This is a genomic window from Oceanobacillus sp. FSL K6-2867 (genome assembly GCF_037963145.1).
In the GTDB taxonomy this organism is placed as follows: domain Bacteria; phylum Bacillota; class Bacilli; order Bacillales; family Amphibacillaceae; genus Oceanobacillus.
On record NZ_CP150144.1, the window covers coordinates 1,621,488 to 1,637,969 of the forward strand.

The following is a 16,482-nucleotide window of genomic DNA, read 5'->3' on the forward strand; positions in this document are numbered from 1 at the left end:
GGCATGCTTTCTTATCTGTTCAACCTATTTTCTGCCCATTTCCCTGCTAGTACTATACCTGCTGATACACCTAAAGCTATGGAAAAAGCAGTTGTTAGGTATAGAGAGGATTTGAAAATTACATTAATGATGGTATTCAATACAAATAATGCCAAAAACCACACTAAAAATCTCCGAAACATTTGTCCCAAATGAAGTTCACCTTCTTCTTCATATTTTACTTCATTAATTTAGACTTTATCGCGCAATAACAGAATATAATATCTTTAATTAGTGAAAGACTAAAATTGCGAGGAATGGAATTCTAGTGCTTCATGAAGATTCACTTTACACAAAAACAGCACCGACGTCTCCGTCAGTGCCGTTTCTCTTATTCCGCTTCTTCACTGTCATCCAAATTATAATTATAGTCATACTCAGCAGGATCTACTGGCTTCCACTCATCATTTGGTGTGTAATAACGAAGTAGATCTCCGTTTAATACACGGTCTGAAAGCTCTAGTTCATGAAGAACTGTTTCACTTAATTTCTCCATCTCTTCTGTTGGTTCTTCAATAACTTCTTTTGTTTCATTATCGTAATAAACACCATTTACCAGGCTATATTCTTCTGTCATATATCCGCCATTTCTGAATGGCACATAATCTTTATGATCCTTAGAAAACATATCGGTACCAAAAAGAATATAGTCTCGCGCATCAATTCCTAAAATGTGCAGAAGCGTTGGCATTACATCAACTTGACCTGAATACGTATGATTTGTACCTTGTCCCTCAACACCAGGAACTTTGATCATAAATGGCACACGCTGAAGCTCTGCGTTTTTCAATGGTGTAATTTCTTCACCAAGAATTTCCGACATTGCACGGTTATGATTATCTGAGATACCATAGTGGTCTCCATAAATCATAATAATTGAATCCTCGTAAAGATCAGATTCCTTCAAATCATTAAAGAACTGTTCTAATGATTCATCCAAATAACGTGCAGTTTGGAAGTAACGGTCTACCGAACGATCCCCTGTTTCAGCAGGCGCAATCGTTGCATCCTCTTCATCAATCAAATATGGATGATGGTGTGTTAATGTCATCATATGCGCATAAAACGGCTGTTCCATTTCTTCTAATAATGGCATGGATTCTTCAAAGAATGGCTTATCTTTTAATCCATAGTTGATTACTTGATCCTGACTCATATCATAAAAGATATCATAATAGAAATCTGTTACCCCAAGATGCTTATACACTTCATCACGGTTCCAGAACGATTTACCATCCCCATGGAATACCGCGCTCGTATAGTCCTGTTCTTGGTCCAGAATTGCCGGTAATCCCTGATACGTATTTTTCCCGCGTGTTACAAAAGCAGCGCCCTGCGGCAAGCCATAGAGTGATGTATCCATAATCAGCTCTGCATCAGCCGTTTTTCCTTGCTCTGTTTGGTGGAAAAAGTTATCAAAATACGTGAATCCTTGCTCTTGTTCATGTACCAGGGAATTTAAAAATGGTGTAACCTCTTCCCCATGTAACTCAAAGTCTATCAAAAAGGATTGGAAGGACTCAAGATGGATTTTAATAATGTTCTTTCCTTCGCCTTTTCCAAAGTAAGCTTCATTTGGTTCTGCATATTTACTTTTCGTATAGTTTTCAACTTCTGTAATATCACTGCTATCTGCCAACACACGTTGTGTCGATGACTCAAAGCTTTGGATTGCATCATAAACCATAAAATTATATGCACCCAAGTACTTTACTAAATAGTTGCGGTCAAATGTACGCTCTAATAGTTGCGGACGATCTGCCTCTGCTAATCCTAGATTAATAACAAAAGCCATGACACCAGCCATTAGTACCATTAATGGTTTGCGAATTTTCATTCGTTCCATTGACCAATTCGTACGATTTTTCCAATACAACCCGATTAATAGAACTAAGTCGAATGCATAAATAATATCGCGCCATTCTACTAAACTTGCAATACTGCCGCCTAAACTACTAAAGTTACTTGTCTGCATCATTGTCGCAATTGTAATAAAATCACTGTTAAAGCGGTAGTAGACTACATTCGCGTACAAGATGAAGGCTAGAAGCACATCTAATATGATAATCCATATTCCTGCTTTTCTGCCAGAAGCAAAGAGTGCGATTCCTAAAAATATTAATCCGGTACTTAACGGATTTAAGAATAATAGAAACTCTTGCATCGTGCCACTGACACCAAGATTAAATTCAAGTTTATATATAACATACGTTTTTATCCAAAATAGGAATACAGCGATAGCGAAGAATCCCATCTTAGTAGATATTAATTTCTTCACATTGTTCACCTCAAAATTTTATTTGATACAGGCGTATATTATACACCTCTATTTCTTTGTTGTCAAAACCGCTACTATCCTACCAGGAGCAAACGCTTATGAGGCAGCCAAATGAAAGAAAGAACTCCAACACACATATGCATTGGAGCTCTTTACGTTATTCATTTTTTTCAAAATAACTGCATACCACATGACCGACCGCTTTAGCAGCGACAAGAATGGCGTCCTCATCGATATCAAATTTCGGATGGTGATTAAAGTAAGGCTTTTCTACGCCTTTTGGTGTACATCCGATAAAAAAGTAACTGCCAGGTATTTTTTCCAAATAGTAAGCAAAGTCCTCTGACGGTGCAAGAGGTGGATATTGTTTTACCTCTTTAATATCTTTATCGTTCGCGTTATTCAAGCTTTCTGCTACCAGCTGTGTAAACTCCGGAGTGTTGTACAATGGCGGATAATCTGCTTTGTATTCCAGGGTACATTCTACTCCAAATTCTGCTTCAATCCCTTTTACAATCCGCTTAAACTCCGTCTCAATAATTTTTTGACTTTCCGTGCTCATGTACCGAATGTCACCCTCAAGCTCCACGCTGTCTTTAATGACATTAAATGTTCCTTTTCCATCAAAGGATCCAATCGTTACAACACCAGGGTCCATCGGGTTTAAACGGCGACTTATAATAGTTTGGACCACTGTTACAAAATGAGCACCTGCGACAATAGAGTCATTTGCGGTATGTGGTGATGAGCCATGTCCTCCAGTACCTTGAATTTTCAACTTAAAGTAAGATCTGCCATTAAATGCATATCCACTGCGGTACCCGACGACTCCAGCAGGATCCATCGGAAGTACATGAATACCAAAAATTGCATCTAAGTCATCTAGCTTACCGGATTCCACAATGCTTTTCGCTCCACCCGGCGGAACCTCCTCTGCATGCTGATGAATTATTTTAATCGTACCGTTTAACTCTTCTTTAAGCTGGATTAAACAATCAGCTAGAACAAGCAAGTATGCTGTATGGGCATCATGACCGCACGCATGCATAACCCCTTCATTTTTGGATTTAAAAGGGACATCCGCCTCTTCCGTAATTGGAAGGGCATCAAAGTCCGCTCTTAATCCGATTGTTTTTCCTGGTTTTCCACCGACAATTGTTACAATGATTCCGTGGCCGTTACCAACATTTGTTTCCACTTTTACATCTTTACCATTGTAAAAGTCGGCAATATATTGAGCAGTTTTTTCCTCTTCAAATGAAAGCTCTGGATTTTCATGCAAGTAACGACGAATTTCAATCATTTCATCTTTCCGTGCTTCTAACATTTCCATCAATTTACTTCTCATTACAACTGCCTCCTTTTATATTATTCAACTATTAATGTTTTACCCCGGCCGGGTGAACATTTGATGTGTTTATAGGATCATCTTCATGTTCCCCTGCTTCTCTAGGTACTAACATAATAATTGAAATCAAGGACAATATCGCAAAGATTACATTCACGATAATCCCAGAAGATGCTGCTACCTCTACACTGCTTATTGCTGTGATTGCACTATATACTGTTGCTGAAATCGCTACTCCGAATGCATTACCGAGAGAGCTTGCCATTTTATAAACTCCGGAAGCTTCTCCCACTTTATTTGCTGGAGCAAAGGTTACAGCTGTATCTGTTGATGGTGTTGCATACATTCCTAACCCTAATCCAAAAAGAATAAATCCAATGAATACAACAATTGTATACATTAAATCAGGCAAGAAGGTAAGTCCCATCACACCTACACCAATTAATGTTAAAAATGTTCCCCAAACCATCGGCTTTCTTGCACCAGTCTTTTGCATAATTTTTTCACCGACTCGGATCATACCAAGAACCGCTACAAGGTAACCAATTGAAAGCATACCTGATTGAAACGCCGAAAACCCTCTGCCTACCTGTACGTAGGTGTTTGCAACCACTAATGTACCAGCTACCGCATTTAATAAAAAGTTAGAAATTGTTGCACCTGTATATGCTTTGCTTTTAAACATCTTAAAATCAATTAATGCATTATCACGTTTCGCTTCATACTTGATAAATGCAATAACACCAATAACGGTAATTGCCGCAAGTGCTATCGTTAGGAAACTTGTCCAACCAAAGCTTGCACCTTGTGTAATAAATACATTTAAAGCAAGCATTGTAACAATAAATATTCCTAAACCACCAAAATCAAATTTAAATGAACCTGTTGTTTCCGCCTTGCTTTCAGGTGTATCTTTAATCAGCCACATTGCCAAAAGGGCGAATACAATCGAGAAGATAAAGATCCATTTCCATCCCATTGATGTAGCGATTGCACCACCAAAGAAGGAACAGAAACCGGAACCGCCCCAGGAACCTATTGACCAATAGCTAAGTGCACGTTGACGATCTTCACCTTCAAAATATTCCTTTACTAAAGCTATCGTTGCAGGCATAATTGCCGCTGCTGATAATCCCTGGAAAATACGTCCTAAAATTAAAAGTATAGAACCATTTGCTAAAACAAGTAATAAAGATCCAATAATACTAAGAATTAAACCAGCATACGTAATTTTTTTTCGTCCAATTCGGTCCGCTAAACCACCAGCCACTACAATAAACATTCCAGAGAATAAAGCGGTCAAACTAATTGCTACGTTAATGGTACTTAATGAAACACCTAAATCAGATTGGACTGCAGGTACAATATTAACCATTGACTGAGCAAATAGCCAAAATGTAATAACCCCAAACACGATACCAATAATCATTTTGTTGGTGCCTTTGTAAGCTGTATCCATTGCACAACCTCTCCTTTTAAAATTTAATTCAGCTATAATGTTAAATTTCATTCCTTGCCATTACTGCTCGATAAACCTTATTGTTACCTTTCTCAAACAACTCATAACTGGATAATAATGCCTGTAGTGTTTCAGTGAGCTCATTTTTACTACACTTCTAGTATAAGTAAATCCCCTATCAGGAATAAGTCATTTTTTACTATAATAGGCTGTAAATAATGTTCATTATTTCACATGCGAAAATAATAGTAAAAAAATAGCGGTTATTTTTTTACTATTATCATTTAGAGTACTTTATTGAAATTTATTAAAAAGCTCTGCGTATATCAAAGAAATGAATTGCATTTAATGACATGTATGCATACATCGTCCAATCACCATCAATTATCTGATCAAATAATTCAAGTGATGGTTTACTCGTTTCATTTATATAATTAATAACCTCTTCGTCCATTCCATATTTACTGTTTAAATCCCACCATTTTGTATAGAGCGCCCCAAAATCTTTATCAAAAACCCGCTTGCGAATTTGATATTCGCCGGGTTCCATACCAGAAATCGTTACTCTCACTTCCTTATTTAATTTTTTCAGGAATGTTTCCTCGATTGTAAAATGCGGATTTACATTATTAATATTCATTAATACGAGCTGATAGCCACGATCGTTTTTCGTCATAATATACTCTGACCCGCGTGCAATAATTTCACCATTTAATCTGTCAAAAAACTGCATCGCAAAATACGCAGGACGTTTGCCGCTGAAAAAGTGAAAAAGCTCCAGACCTTCCATCCTAATTTTCCTGTCACGACCCGATTTCTCATGCTGCTCTGTATTAATCCAAAAACCAATTGAATCTACCTCATCAGCTAAGTCCAAGGCATTTTTTAACACTAGTGCACCTCGAAAAAAAGTTCCATTTGTAAATCTTGTATTCCCTGAAAGGGTGTTCCAGCTAATTAAGCTAATCGGCTGATTCTTCCCATGCTTTCTTAAATACGTTTTTAGTTTAACTGTTTTTTCCTTTATATACCCTTCCGCCAGCGTAAATCGATCATCTCCCAGCTCTTCAAAATCGATTATTTCATTTTGATTTGCTTCATAGCCATAGAAATCGAGTGGCACTTTTTTCTCCACTAACCATGTATGATTCCTGTACGTTTTTTCATCCTTATAAGAAAATGGCAGAAAGGCTCCTACTCTGACTTTTGGAACTAGCGCTTTAAGTGAACGATATAATTTCAAATAAACACGCTCAAGCTCACTGACACGGACAGCTGTTGCAGATGGCTCATAAAACATAAAGTACCATTTCTCAATATATGAAGCCCCATATACATTCAAGCAATGCTTTATGAAATCTTGCAGTTCCCTTATGTAATTCTCTTCATCTCTGGAAATTTCAGCATAATCAATTCGAATAAACAGTCCTAAATCATGCTTTCGTAAAAAGTTCAATACAAAATCAGCATTGTAATATGGCGAAGTAGTCGCGATAATTTCATCCGTCTCTACTGGCGGGATAAATGTAGAACCACCAATTAAATTGCGTACTGCAATATTATCCAGGCCAATTTCCCTTTTTGCCATTAAAACTTGCAGCCTAACCCCTTCCTTCAATAGTTCACTAAGCTCACCAATGGCAAGATTATGTATTGGACGGCTAATCTTAGATGGGATAGTCTGACGTATATCAAGCCTTAATTCTTCTGACACTGTTTCAATGCTGCTGTATGCTGCATCACTATCCGTGAGCAGCATTCCCAATTCACCAATAATCGCTGATGACTGGATGATTTCAACTGCATCCTTGATATCATACGTTTTCAGCGTATCCATACCAGTTTCCTGATTTTCCTTCCGGTATAATTTCGGTGTCTGTTTATAAGCTTCTTTGAAATAATGCACAAATGACTTTACATTGGGAAAGCCATTATTCATCGCAATATAAGAAATCGAATCGGATGTATACAATAATTCCTTTACTGCATGCTCCAGACGAATGTTCATCAAGTAGCGGTTAAATCCACTTCCAACCTTCTCTTTGAAATAACGGGATAAATAACTAGACGATAAGTAGAACTTGTCTGCAACACCATCTAATGTAATTTTTTGATGATAATTTTCTTCCATATAATGAATAATTTCTCTGATTCGTTGATCTCCAGTGTCAATCGATTCCTGGAGCTGTCCCTTTTGCTTAAAACGTCGGATAAGAATAAGCAGGATTTGGCTGACATGGGATTGTATTTCAATCCGATAGCTCTCCGCCCTTCGAAAATAGGCAATCATTAATTCAGCTAATAGCTTACGAATTCGGCTAATCACAGCTTCCTTTTCCATATCTGTATCACCAGAGAAACATTCAAACCGGCTATTTGAATAGGCTTCGTAATGCTGCTGCATAAACCGATCGGAAATTTGCAGTAACAGAATATGATTTCCCTTACTCCCTTTGGCTTGATATACCTGATTTCGATTAATAACAAGTACGTCTTTTTCCTTCAATTTATAAAACCGACTATTTGTTTCAACGGTCAGCTCGCCATGGAGCACAAAAATAACTCCAATTCCTTGATTCATTTTTGGAGCTAAAAATTCAATTTGCTGTAATTTTATGATAAAGTCCGTTAGCTGATTATCCATTTCTCCTTCCTCCATTTCATGACGAACCATTGCTACGTATCTTAGTTTACATGTATTTGGAAAAGAGAATCAAGTTGTAGCAGGTGATTGAAGCGAGTTATGATTATGGTTGACTTTAAACATTACTTTTTATATAATTATAATTAATTAAATATATTTTAATTAATTATATCTGAATAACATATATTAGATACGCCCTAGGAGGGAAAAGTGTGAGTGAAAACCTATCATTAAAAGCTTATGTCGTATTAATGAAGGCATATAAATCGATTGAAGAAAGAATTAAGAAGGATATTAGCAGTCATGGGATGCGTACTTCTGATTTTGCTATTTTAGAAGCATTATACCACAAAGGCAAACAAACGATACGTCAAATTTCGGAAGCCGTTCTTATTAATACTGGGTCCATTACCTATGTTATCGATAAGCTTGAAAACAAAGAGCTGCTCGAACGCAGTAATTGCAAGGATGATCGTCGTGTTGTTTATATACAACTGACAGAACAGGGACGGCAGCTGATGGAAAATATTTTTCCAAAGCATCAAAAAGTAATCGAGGATTTATTTGATGGTATTTCCGAAGAAGAGAAAAAGACAATCATTCACGTCCTTAAAACAGTCGGCAAAAAAAGCGAAGAACAATAAGATCAGCAGCAATAATCCATTCCATTTAGTGAAGGAGGGAAGATTTTGCTTTCTTTTGATCCACAAAACAATTCAGAGCGAGATAATTATAAATTATTAACCGGAACCATCATTCCACGACCAATTGCATTTGTAACAAGCTTAGCAAAGGATGGGACAATTAACGCCGCTCCATTCAGTTATTTTAACGTTGTTTCGTCTAATCCGCCAATGCTTTCTGTCTCCGTTCAGAGAAAAAATGGACAGATAAAGGATACCGCGCGGCATATCCAGGAGATAAAACAATTTGTCGTCCACATTGTCGATGAAGACAACGTCGAAGAGATAAATAAAACAGCTGCATCACTTCCAAAAGCAGAAAGCGAATTAGACCTTACGAACCTCACGCTTATTGATAGCGAAATGATTAATGTACCAGGAATCAAAGAGGCTAAGGTTCGATTTGAATGTATCCTAGAACGAGCACTTGAGTTAGGCGATGGTGAATCAATTAATACCGACCTTTTAATCGGTAAAATCGTTCGATTTCATGTGGATGAGCATATTTATGAAGCGGGAAGAATTAATCACGATAAATTAAAAGCTGTAAGTCGTTTAGCAGGAAGTAATTACGCCAAAACCGGAGCATTATTTTCTCTAGAACGGCCGAAATAGGAGGAGTTCAAAAAATGAAACATATTTTCAAAAAAGGAAGTAATCCTTCCAAACCGACCTTATTATTACTGCATGGAACTGGGGGAACGGAACAGGATTTGCTTCCGCTTGCTGAAATTATCGATAAAGAAGCCAATGTATTGAGTGTACGCGGAAATGTTCTTGAAAACGGAATGCCCCGCTTTTTCAGAAGACTTGCTGAAGGTGTTTTCGATGAAGAGGATCTTATTTTCCGTACGACAGAGCTAAATAAATTTTTAGATGAAGCGGCAGCGAAATATGAATTTGATCGCAATCATATTGTAGCGATTGGCTATTCAAATGGAGCAAACATTGCAGCAAGCTTAATGTTCCATTACCAAGATGCTTTAAAAGCAGCGATTTTACATCATCCAATGGTTCCAAGAAGAGGCATCGACTTACCTGATCTTTCTGGTAAACAGGTGTTTATCGCCGCGGGAACAAATGACCCAATTTGCCCTTCACAAGAATCGGAAGAGCTCTATTCGTTATTAGACGCTGCCAGTGCCGATGTGAAATTGCATTGGGAAAATCACGGACATCAGCTAACAATGAACGAAGTAAAAGCAGCAGCCAGCTGGTATGGCAATTAAAAAGAAACACCGTTCACAGACTTATGTATGAACGGTGTTTTATTAATTTTTTTCACGATCGAACGATTAATTTAATTTTATTACCTGATGGATCTTCCGTTATATAATCGTTCATTTCTTTTGTTATAGTAGCACCTACGTTCTCTAATTGATTAATTGTTTCTTTCAGGTTAGAGTCATCTGGGAAAACAAGCGTATACCAATTAAGTCCAATACTGTTCACAGCTGGTCTAGGGGCTCCTACCCCACTCCATACATTTACTGCAACATGGTGATGATAGCCATTATGTGATGTGAAAAGCGCACCAGGATAGTTGGTAACTATATCAAATCCTAATCCATCAATATAAAATTCCCTTGCTTTCTCTAAATCATCAACATGCAGGTGAATATGCCCCATTACAGTATCTGCAGGCATTCCCTTCCATTCTTCCTTAAGCTCCGATAAAATTCCATCTCCATCCAGCGGATCTGTTCGCATCGTAACCTGTCCAGCTGTCCAGCTCCAGTCTGAAGCTGGTCGATCATGTGCGATTTCTATACCATTTCCATCCGGATCTGAAAAATACAACGCCTCACTAACAACATGGTCAGCCGCACCAAAGCCTAGTCGGTCTGCTAAACCTGTGCCAATAAAATGCTTTAGAAATGCAGCCAAATCCGCACGACTTGGAAGCAGGATGGCAAAATGATATAAGCCTGTTGTTCTTTGCTGCTTCGGAATCACATCCTTAGGCTGGTTGATTGTGATCAAAGCATTTTTTCCGTCTGCCGTTAAGACAGCTTTACGATCTGTCTGCTCCAGCACTTGAAAACCAAGGACACCTTTATAAAATAAAAGAGAATTTTCAAGGTCACGTACATTTATATCAACACTACCAATATGAATCGTTGGTGCTTCAAAAAATTTCTTCTCCATTTGATTTCCCACCTCTTATAAATTAGGTTAACATATAACTAATTATAACTTTGTTACTTTATGTAATTATAATATCGTTTATTCATTTCTCTGTCAAGGCATCCAGGAAGACAGTATCACGCGGATTACCCAATAAAAAAAGGATCGAGCATCATCACTCAATCCTTTCCATTTTCTTTCTCGTTATTCATCACTTGTACTTAACGTAATCACCCGATCACAAAGTCTTTCAATCAGCTTTTCTTCATGGCTGATAACAATAACACCCATATTTCGTTTCTTCGCTATTTCTAAAACAGCATGCCAGATTTGTGCTTGGGTAATTGCATCCAGCATCGTTGTCATCTCATCAGCAATCAGAAAGCGTGTTTTCGGCCCTAATGCACGTACTACACAAAAACGCTGCAGTTCTCCACCGGACAGTTCATTCGGCCATCGCATCAGCCATTCCTTTTCAATACCGAATGCATCTAGTAAAGCCTGTTCTGGCTCCCAGCCTTCGCGCAGACTTTTTTTCATTTTCCAGCGCGGATTTATTGCTTTTTCCGGATGCTGGAACACGAGCTGTACTGGATGATATCCTTTTTTCTGTAATGGCAAGCGACCAAGGATAACATCCCCTTCAATCGGCTTCTCAAATCCTGCTAATATACGAGCAAAGGTGGTTTTTCCTTGCCCGCTTGGCCCGACGATCCCTACAATCTCGCCGGGATTTATCGTGAAATTCACACCGCGAAATAGCCAATTCCCATTTCCATATCGAAATCCTACATTCTTCGCCTCAAGTTGCATGGATACACCTCACCGTCCCACCTCTTAATTCTCTCATCTCTGGACGGTCCTTTCCGCAGGCAGCCGTTGCCCACGGACAGCGCGGTTCGAATAAACACCCTGAAGGCAAGGCACTTGCATGTGGCTGCGAGCCTTTAATCGGAATGAAATCATTTTGGGGTAATGCTCGCCATAATGCTTTACTGTATGGATGCCGTAATGCTTCTCCTTTTCCAGTAAAGTCATCAACAGAAGCAATCTCAACCGTTGTACCGGCATAAAAGACTGCAATTTCATCTGCAATGGTTAAAGCCGAATCAATATCATGAGTAATCAGCATAACAGCACAGCCACTATCTGCTAATTCCCGAAAATTCCCAAGCGCTTCTTTCATTACAGCAGGATCAAGTCCAGGGGTTGGCTCATCCGCAATAATGACCTTGGCACCGCTGACTATAGCAGTGGCTAATAATGTTCGCCTCGCCATTCCACCGGAGAGCTGAAATGGATACATTCCAGCCACCTCAGGTTTTAATTGATAACGTTCGAACACCTTCTTTTGTGCTTCTTCTGGATTTCCAGTTCTTGCAGCAGTACGCACCTGCTTTCCTACCTTCATAAGTGGATCCAAATAGTTAACCGATTGTGGAACAAGTGCAATCTCTTTCCCTCTTAATGCGATTTTCCGAGCATGTGTCAGCTCTTCGCCTTCATATAACATCGATCCACTGATTCTTGCATTGCTTGGAAGCACACCTAATATCGCATGCGCAAGCAGGCTTTTCCCTGAACCACTCGCGCCGACAACGGCAAGGATTTTTCCCGCTTCTAGTGAAACATTCAGATCGGAAATAACCTGGAGATTCTTTTGTTTCATTCCAGTTGTATATTGTTTGAACGAAACGGATAAATTTTTTACTTCGAGAATAGACATTCGTTAACTCCACTTCCTTTAAACACTTTTACTCTTGGGCTCTTGTCGGATCGAGCATCATTCTTAAATATTCTCCAATTTGGTCAAACGTCCTTACAACAATTAACAAACAAAGCCCTGGGAAGAAAGCAAGCCACCACATTCCAGATGATAAGTACTTCATCGATTCGGACAAAATAATTCCGATTGCTGGCTCATGCGGGGAAAGGCCTAACCCTAAAAATGTAACAGCTGCTTCATGCAAAATAACGTGTGGAAATAGCAGCATAAAACCAATTAAAATTTGTGGGGTTATATGCGGTAAAATATGATGCAATGCGATCCACCAACGCGGTCTTCCCATCTGTTTCGACATTTGAACGTATTCTGCTGAACGAACCTGAAGCACCTCCGCCCGAACAACCCGGGCAAGGCTTGGCCAATGTGTCAGCATCAATCCAACTACAATCCCCTTAAAGCCTCCACCTAATGTAAAGACAATTAATATCAGTGTGACTAAATGCGGCACACTCAAGAAAAGATCAATGATCCAAGAAATTATGCGATCCGCTATTTTCCCAAGCGATGCTGCAGCTACACCCAGGACAAGGGCAATCAGCGCACTGCCTGCCGCACCTAATAAACCAACCCCGATACTGAGTGAAAGCCCCATAATTGTCCGACTAAACATATCTCTTCCCAGCCAATCAGTGCCAAATAAATGGTCAAGTGATGGAGGAGCATTTCGCTCATTCAGATTAGTCACTATCCTTCCTTCATCCATAAATAGTCCACCTAAAACAACACTAATCAAAAATAGAAATGCAATCACAATTATAATAAGCATCCGTCTCCTTTGATTAAGGAGTGGTTGTCTATTTTTTCTTTCTGGAGTAGAAAGCATAACGTTTGCCCCCTCTCATCCTAGGATCAAGCACTAAATAAATAAGATCCGCAATCAGATTTCCAATGAAAACAAATACCGTACTAAAAATAACAAGCCCTAATAGAAGGGGAACATCTCCCCTGACACCAGCCTCAACAGTTGCCTGCCCTAAACCAGGGTAAGAAAAAACCTGCTCTGCTAGTACAGCGCCACCGAATAACTCACTAAACGCGGCGAATTGCAAGGTAATCGCCGGTAAAGCTACATTACGGAGTCCATGCCGCCAAAAAAGTACAAACCCACCCTCACCTCTTGCACGAGCAAATAAAACATAATCACTTTGAAGGACATCAATCATTTTTTGACGTGTATGGAGGGCTACATTCGCCACTCCAAGAATACTTAATGTTAATGCAGGGAGAATGAGGTGTTTAATCCGATCAAGTAATGTGACGTTCTCAGCAAGCACACCGGCAGGCACACCCATACCAACCGGGAACCATTTCAGCCATACAGCAAAAACAATCAACACAAGTAACCCCATCCAGAATGTTGGTGTGGAGGCTAGTGTGTAACAGTAACCTTTTATAATGCGGTCAAGCCAAGTACCTTTTTTCATTGCGGCAACAACACCGAGAACAAACCCAATAATCCCTGATAGCACCCAAGCTGTTAGCATCAGTGCAAGGGAATTGACAAATCGCTCCCCAATAATATCAGCGACAGGACGTCGGTAAATCATTGATGTACCTAAATCACCTGAAAGAATTGCAGATCCCCAGTTTAAAAATTGCACACCGACTGGTTGATCAAGCCCCCAGTATGCTGCTATTTTGGCACGTTGTTCAGGACCTACGTTTAGCATATCTGCTCCAATATAAGCTTGAATCGGATCAATCGGAGAGTTTTTAATTAATAAAAAGGAAATAAAACAAATGGCTACTAATAACGTAGCCATTCGTATCCCTTTCATTAGAAGAAAAAAGCTTATCTTTTTAATCATTTCAAACACACCTTTTAGAGGTTGCTCAAAAAGTCCGGTAAAAATGACACATCGAGAACATGGAATCTTCGACTAACTACCGACACGTCCTGTGTCGAACGTCGAAGTCACCATATCGTGTGGAAGCCCGATACTCAAAGCTTCACCGCCTCGAACTTCTCGGTCTTTTTATCCTCCTTTTTAAACATAACTTTTAGTTGCTCCATTTCCAATCAGCAATATTATCGGTCGCCGGCCATCCATGACCATGGACGTGAATACGCTGCTCACCAATATCCAAATTATCTTTTACTAGGTATAAGTGGTCAATATTTACTAACCAAGCCCACGCAGCATCACCTTGTGCACTTACGCCAGTTTCGCCATCCCATTGTGCTTTTTTCCAAAATTCGATTGCCTCTTCTTCACTAGAAGCTGCAAGCGCCTGTTCAAAATAAGCATCCACGGTTTCATTCCCATAATAGCCAGTATTGTAATAGTCGATCCCTACATTATCGCTGCCATAGATATTATACATTTCATGCGGGTCATGACTTCCCCAGCCCATTAATACAGCACTTGAATACATATGCTGGCCAATAACATCCCAGCTTCCACCCTCGACATTAATTTTAATTCCAAGCGGCTCCATCATATCAGCAACGGCTATTGCAAGGGATTGCCGTATTGCATCACTTGCTAAGTAATAAAGGGAGAATTCAGCTTTTAAGCCGTCCTTTTCTAAAATTCCGTCACCATCTGTATCTTCCCAACCAGCTTCTTGTAATAGGGTTCGTGCGCGGTCCATATCACCGTCTTCTATAACAGTGTCTGGATTCCACCACGGCAGACCATCAACAGATGTATATGCAGGAGTTCCATATCCTTCTAACACGCCATCCACTAAGGCTTGGCGATCCACTGCAATATTTATTGCCTGACGAATTGCTACATCAGCTGTGACATCATTACCAATTGGTAAACCGTCCTCTGTAACTTCTCCTGACTCTACAAACGGAAAGACAATTCCACGATTATCTACTGTCTCCACTGACTCCAGCTTCATACCAGGCACCTCTTGGTTGCTAAATGCTGCTGGTATGTACGCCATATCCACCTCACCTGCTTGGGCAGCAGCAAAGGAAGCGTCCTCACTTAAGAATAAAAAGGCAATCCTTTTAAAATAAGGTTGTGTATCGTAATATTCAGGATTTGCCTCAACAATCAATTGCTGCCCTTTATCCCACTGCACAAGCTGGAATGGTCCTGAACCTATCGGGTTTTCAGCATAGTCCTCTGTATAGGCATGCTTTGGTACAATCCCTGTTGCTACAAGAGCATTAACGAATGTTGATTGCGGTTGTTTTAACGTGAACTTCACAGTATAGTCGTCCACCGTTTCTACCTTCTCTATGTTGTTAAGATCTACCACAGATCCATTACCCATCGCTGTTTCAAATGTAAACACAACATCTTCAGCAGTTAAAGGCTCTCCATCTGAAAATGTCACATCATCACGTAATTTTACGGTCCAAACTTCACCATCAACTTCATAATCAGTAGCCAGATCATTTACAATCTGCAAATCATCATCTCTTTTTAAGAGCGTGCTTTGAAATAACGGAGAACCGTAGCGTCCCCACCCTGTTGTTGGGTCAAATCCAGTTTCCGGCTCTGATCCAAGTGCTAATACAAGCTCATCTTTATTTTCCTCATTTTTGTTTGTTTCATCGTCTGCTTGATCTGATTCCGATTGTGTACAGCCTGCTAATAAGATAGTAAAAATAAGCATGGTCAATAAACCAGATCCAATAATTTTTCTATTCATTCACACCACTCCATATATATTTTTTAGTTCAAAATTAGATTCGCTCAACAGGTGCTAAGGTAAACTTACCGTAGTCAACGCCCTTTATACTTGTTAACTGATTGCTCAGCAGCTGGATGTCTTTTGCTTTTCCTTTTACAATAATCAGCTCTAAACAGCTTGCTTGATTCAGATGAAAATGTGTTGTAGCAAGGATATTATCATGCATACGATGCTGGATTTTTGTAAGCTCGTCCACTAAATTTCGCTGATGATGGTTGTAAAATAAAAGAACACTTCCTGCAACAATTTGCTCATCCTGCTCCCACGAATGCTGTGTTAATGCATCTCGCACCAGATCACGAACTGCTTCTGATCGGTTTTCATAACCTTTTTGATTTACTAAGTCATCAAATTTTCGAAGCAAATGTCCTTCCATTGATACACTAAACCGTTTTAATGCTGAATCGTCCATGATTTCCTCCTTAACTAATCACCTTTATTACCTCAATTTAAATAATTGC

14 protein-coding genes are annotated in these 16,482 nt (G+C 39.3%); 3 read left to right on the forward strand and 11 right to left on the reverse strand.

From position 1 onward, the window contains the following. Nucleotides 1-370: 370 nt before the first annotated feature. The 4 genes from NSQ77_RS08010 to NSQ77_RS08025 all read right to left on the reverse strand — a co-directional run bounded on the left by NSQ77_RS08010 (nucleotide 371) and on the right by NSQ77_RS08025 (nucleotide 7,768). Nucleotides 371-2,317, reverse strand: coding sequence for an LTA synthase family protein (locus tag NSQ77_RS08010; RefSeq protein ID WP_339230169.1), 1,947 nt, complete (start codon nucleotides 2,315-2,317; stop codon nucleotides 371-373). A 157-nt stretch (nucleotides 2,318-2,474) separates the two neighbouring features. Next, nucleotides 2,475-3,665, reverse strand: coding sequence for an amidohydrolase (locus NSQ77_RS08015; protein ID WP_339230170.1), 1,191 nt, complete (start codon nucleotides 3,663-3,665; stop codon nucleotides 2,475-2,477). A gap of 31 nt (nucleotides 3,666-3,696) precedes the next feature. Next, nucleotides 3,697-5,124 (reverse strand): MFS transporter, encoded by a 1,428-nt coding sequence (locus tag NSQ77_RS08020; RefSeq protein ID WP_339230171.1) that lies wholly within the window; start codon nucleotides 5,122-5,124, stop codon nucleotides 3,697-3,699. Nucleotides 5,125-5,431: 307 nt separating this feature from the next. Then, the gene (locus tag NSQ77_RS08025) at nucleotides 5,432-7,768 is read right to left on the reverse strand and encodes a helix-turn-helix domain-containing protein (protein WP_339230173.1); all 2,337 of its coding nucleotides are present in this window, start codon (nucleotides 7,766-7,768) and stop codon (nucleotides 5,432-5,434) included. A 212-nt stretch (nucleotides 7,769-7,980) separates the two neighbouring features. Here NSQ77_RS08025 and NSQ77_RS08030 point away from each other — a divergent pair, with 212 nt between their 5' ends. Genes NSQ77_RS08030 through NSQ77_RS08040 form a run of 3 tightly spaced genes read left to right on the forward strand, consistent with a single transcriptional unit; the run spans nucleotide 7,981 to nucleotide 9,680 of the window. After that, nucleotides 7,981-8,412, forward strand: coding sequence for a MarR family transcriptional regulator (locus NSQ77_RS08030; RefSeq protein ID WP_339230175.1), 432 nt, complete (start codon nucleotides 7,981-7,983; stop codon nucleotides 8,410-8,412). Between the two features lie 45 nt (nucleotides 8,413-8,457). After that, entirely contained in the window at nucleotides 8,458-9,066 is a 609-nt protein-coding gene (locus tag NSQ77_RS08035; protein ID WP_339230177.1) for a flavin reductase family protein, read from the forward strand. Nucleotides 9,067-9,080: 14 nt separating this feature from the next. After that, nucleotides 9,081-9,680 (forward strand): alpha/beta hydrolase, encoded by a 600-nt coding sequence (locus NSQ77_RS08040; RefSeq protein WP_339230179.1) that lies wholly within the window; start codon nucleotides 9,081-9,083, stop codon nucleotides 9,678-9,680. Nucleotides 9,681-9,732: 52 nt separating this feature from the next. Here NSQ77_RS08040 and NSQ77_RS08045 read toward each other — a convergent pair whose 3' ends face one another. The 7 genes from NSQ77_RS08045 to nikR form a co-directional block, all read right to left on the reverse strand. Then, a complete protein-coding gene (locus NSQ77_RS08045; protein WP_339230181.1) occupies nucleotides 9,733-10,599 on the reverse strand; it encodes a VOC family protein in 867 nt (288 codons plus the stop codon). Between the two features lie 183 nt (nucleotides 10,600-10,782). After that, complete coding sequence (locus NSQ77_RS08050) at nucleotides 10,783-11,391, reverse strand: ATP-binding cassette domain-containing protein (protein WP_339230183.1); 609 nt, start codon at nucleotides 11,389-11,391, stop codon at nucleotides 10,783-10,785. Next, a complete protein-coding gene (locus NSQ77_RS08055) occupies nucleotides 11,381-12,304 on the reverse strand; it encodes an ABC transporter ATP-binding protein (protein ID WP_339230185.1) in 924 nt (307 codons plus the stop codon). Before NSQ77_RS08055 ends, NSQ77_RS08050 begins: the two co-directional genes overlap by 11 nt. Before the next feature lie 28 nt (nucleotides 12,305-12,332). Continuing rightward, nucleotides 12,333-13,187: an ABC transporter permease gene (locus NSQ77_RS08060; protein ID WP_339230187.1), complete on the reverse strand. Its 855-nt coding sequence runs from the start codon at nucleotides 13,185-13,187 to the stop codon at nucleotides 12,333-12,335. Further along, on the reverse strand, nucleotides 13,159-14,172 hold the full coding sequence (locus tag NSQ77_RS08065; protein WP_339230189.1) for an ABC transporter permease: 1,014 nt from the start codon (nucleotides 14,170-14,172) through the stop codon (nucleotides 13,159-13,161). The genes NSQ77_RS08060 and NSQ77_RS08065 overlap by 29 nt, the downstream gene beginning before the upstream one ends. 193 nt (nucleotides 14,173-14,365) lie before the next feature. Beyond that, entirely contained in the window at nucleotides 14,366-15,979 is a 1,614-nt protein-coding gene (locus NSQ77_RS08070; RefSeq protein ID WP_339230191.1) for an ABC transporter substrate-binding protein, read from the reverse strand. A gap of 34 nt (nucleotides 15,980-16,013) precedes the next feature. Then, a complete protein-coding gene (gene nikR / locus NSQ77_RS08075; protein ID WP_339230193.1) occupies nucleotides 16,014-16,433 on the reverse strand; it encodes a nickel-responsive transcriptional regulator NikR in 420 nt (139 codons plus the stop codon). Nucleotides 16,434-16,482 lie beyond the last annotated feature (49 nt).

What these genes read in the sequence shown, in the direction of transcription:
- NSQ77_RS08045 (WP_339230181.1), bottom strand. Translation starts at nt 10,599, where the DNA reads ATGGAGAAGAAATTTTTTGAAGCACCAACGATTCATATTGGTAGTGTT.
- NSQ77_RS08060 (WP_339230187.1), bottom strand. Translation starts at nt 13,187, where the DNA reads ATGCTTTCTACTCCAGAAAGAAAAAATAGACAACCACTCCTTAATCAA.
- NSQ77_RS08025 (WP_339230173.1), bottom strand. Translation starts at nt 7,768, where the DNA reads ATGGATAATCAGCTAACGGACTTTATCATAAAATTACAGCAAATTGAA.
- NSQ77_RS08070 (WP_339230191.1), bottom strand. Translation starts at nt 15,979, where the DNA reads ATGAATAGAAAAATTATTGGATCTGGTTTATTGACCATGCTTATTTTT.
- NSQ77_RS08020 (WP_339230171.1), bottom strand. Translation starts at nt 5,124, where the DNA reads ATGGATACAGCTTACAAAGGCACCAACAAAATGATTATTGGTATCGTG.
- NSQ77_RS08055 (WP_339230185.1), bottom strand. Translation starts at nt 12,304, where the DNA reads ATGTCTATTCTCGAAGTAAAAAATTTATCCGTTTCGTTCAAACAATAT.
- NSQ77_RS08040 (WP_339230179.1), top strand. Translation starts at nt 9,081, where the DNA reads ATGAAACATATTTTCAAAAAAGGAAGTAATCCTTCCAAACCGACCTTA.
- NSQ77_RS08050 (WP_339230183.1), bottom strand. Translation starts at nt 11,391, where the DNA reads ATGCAACTTGAGGCGAAGAATGTAGGATTTCGATATGGAAATGGGAAT.
- NSQ77_RS08015 (WP_339230170.1), bottom strand. Translation starts at nt 3,665, where the DNA reads ATGAGAAGTAAATTGATGGAAATGTTAGAAGCACGGAAAGATGAAATG.
- NSQ77_RS08065 (WP_339230189.1), bottom strand. Translation starts at nt 14,172, where the DNA reads ATGATTAAAAAGATAAGCTTTTTTCTTCTAATGAAAGGGATACGAATG.
- nikR (WP_339230193.1), bottom strand. Translation starts at nt 16,433, where the DNA reads ATGGACGATTCAGCATTAAAACGGTTTAGTGTATCAATGGAAGGACAT.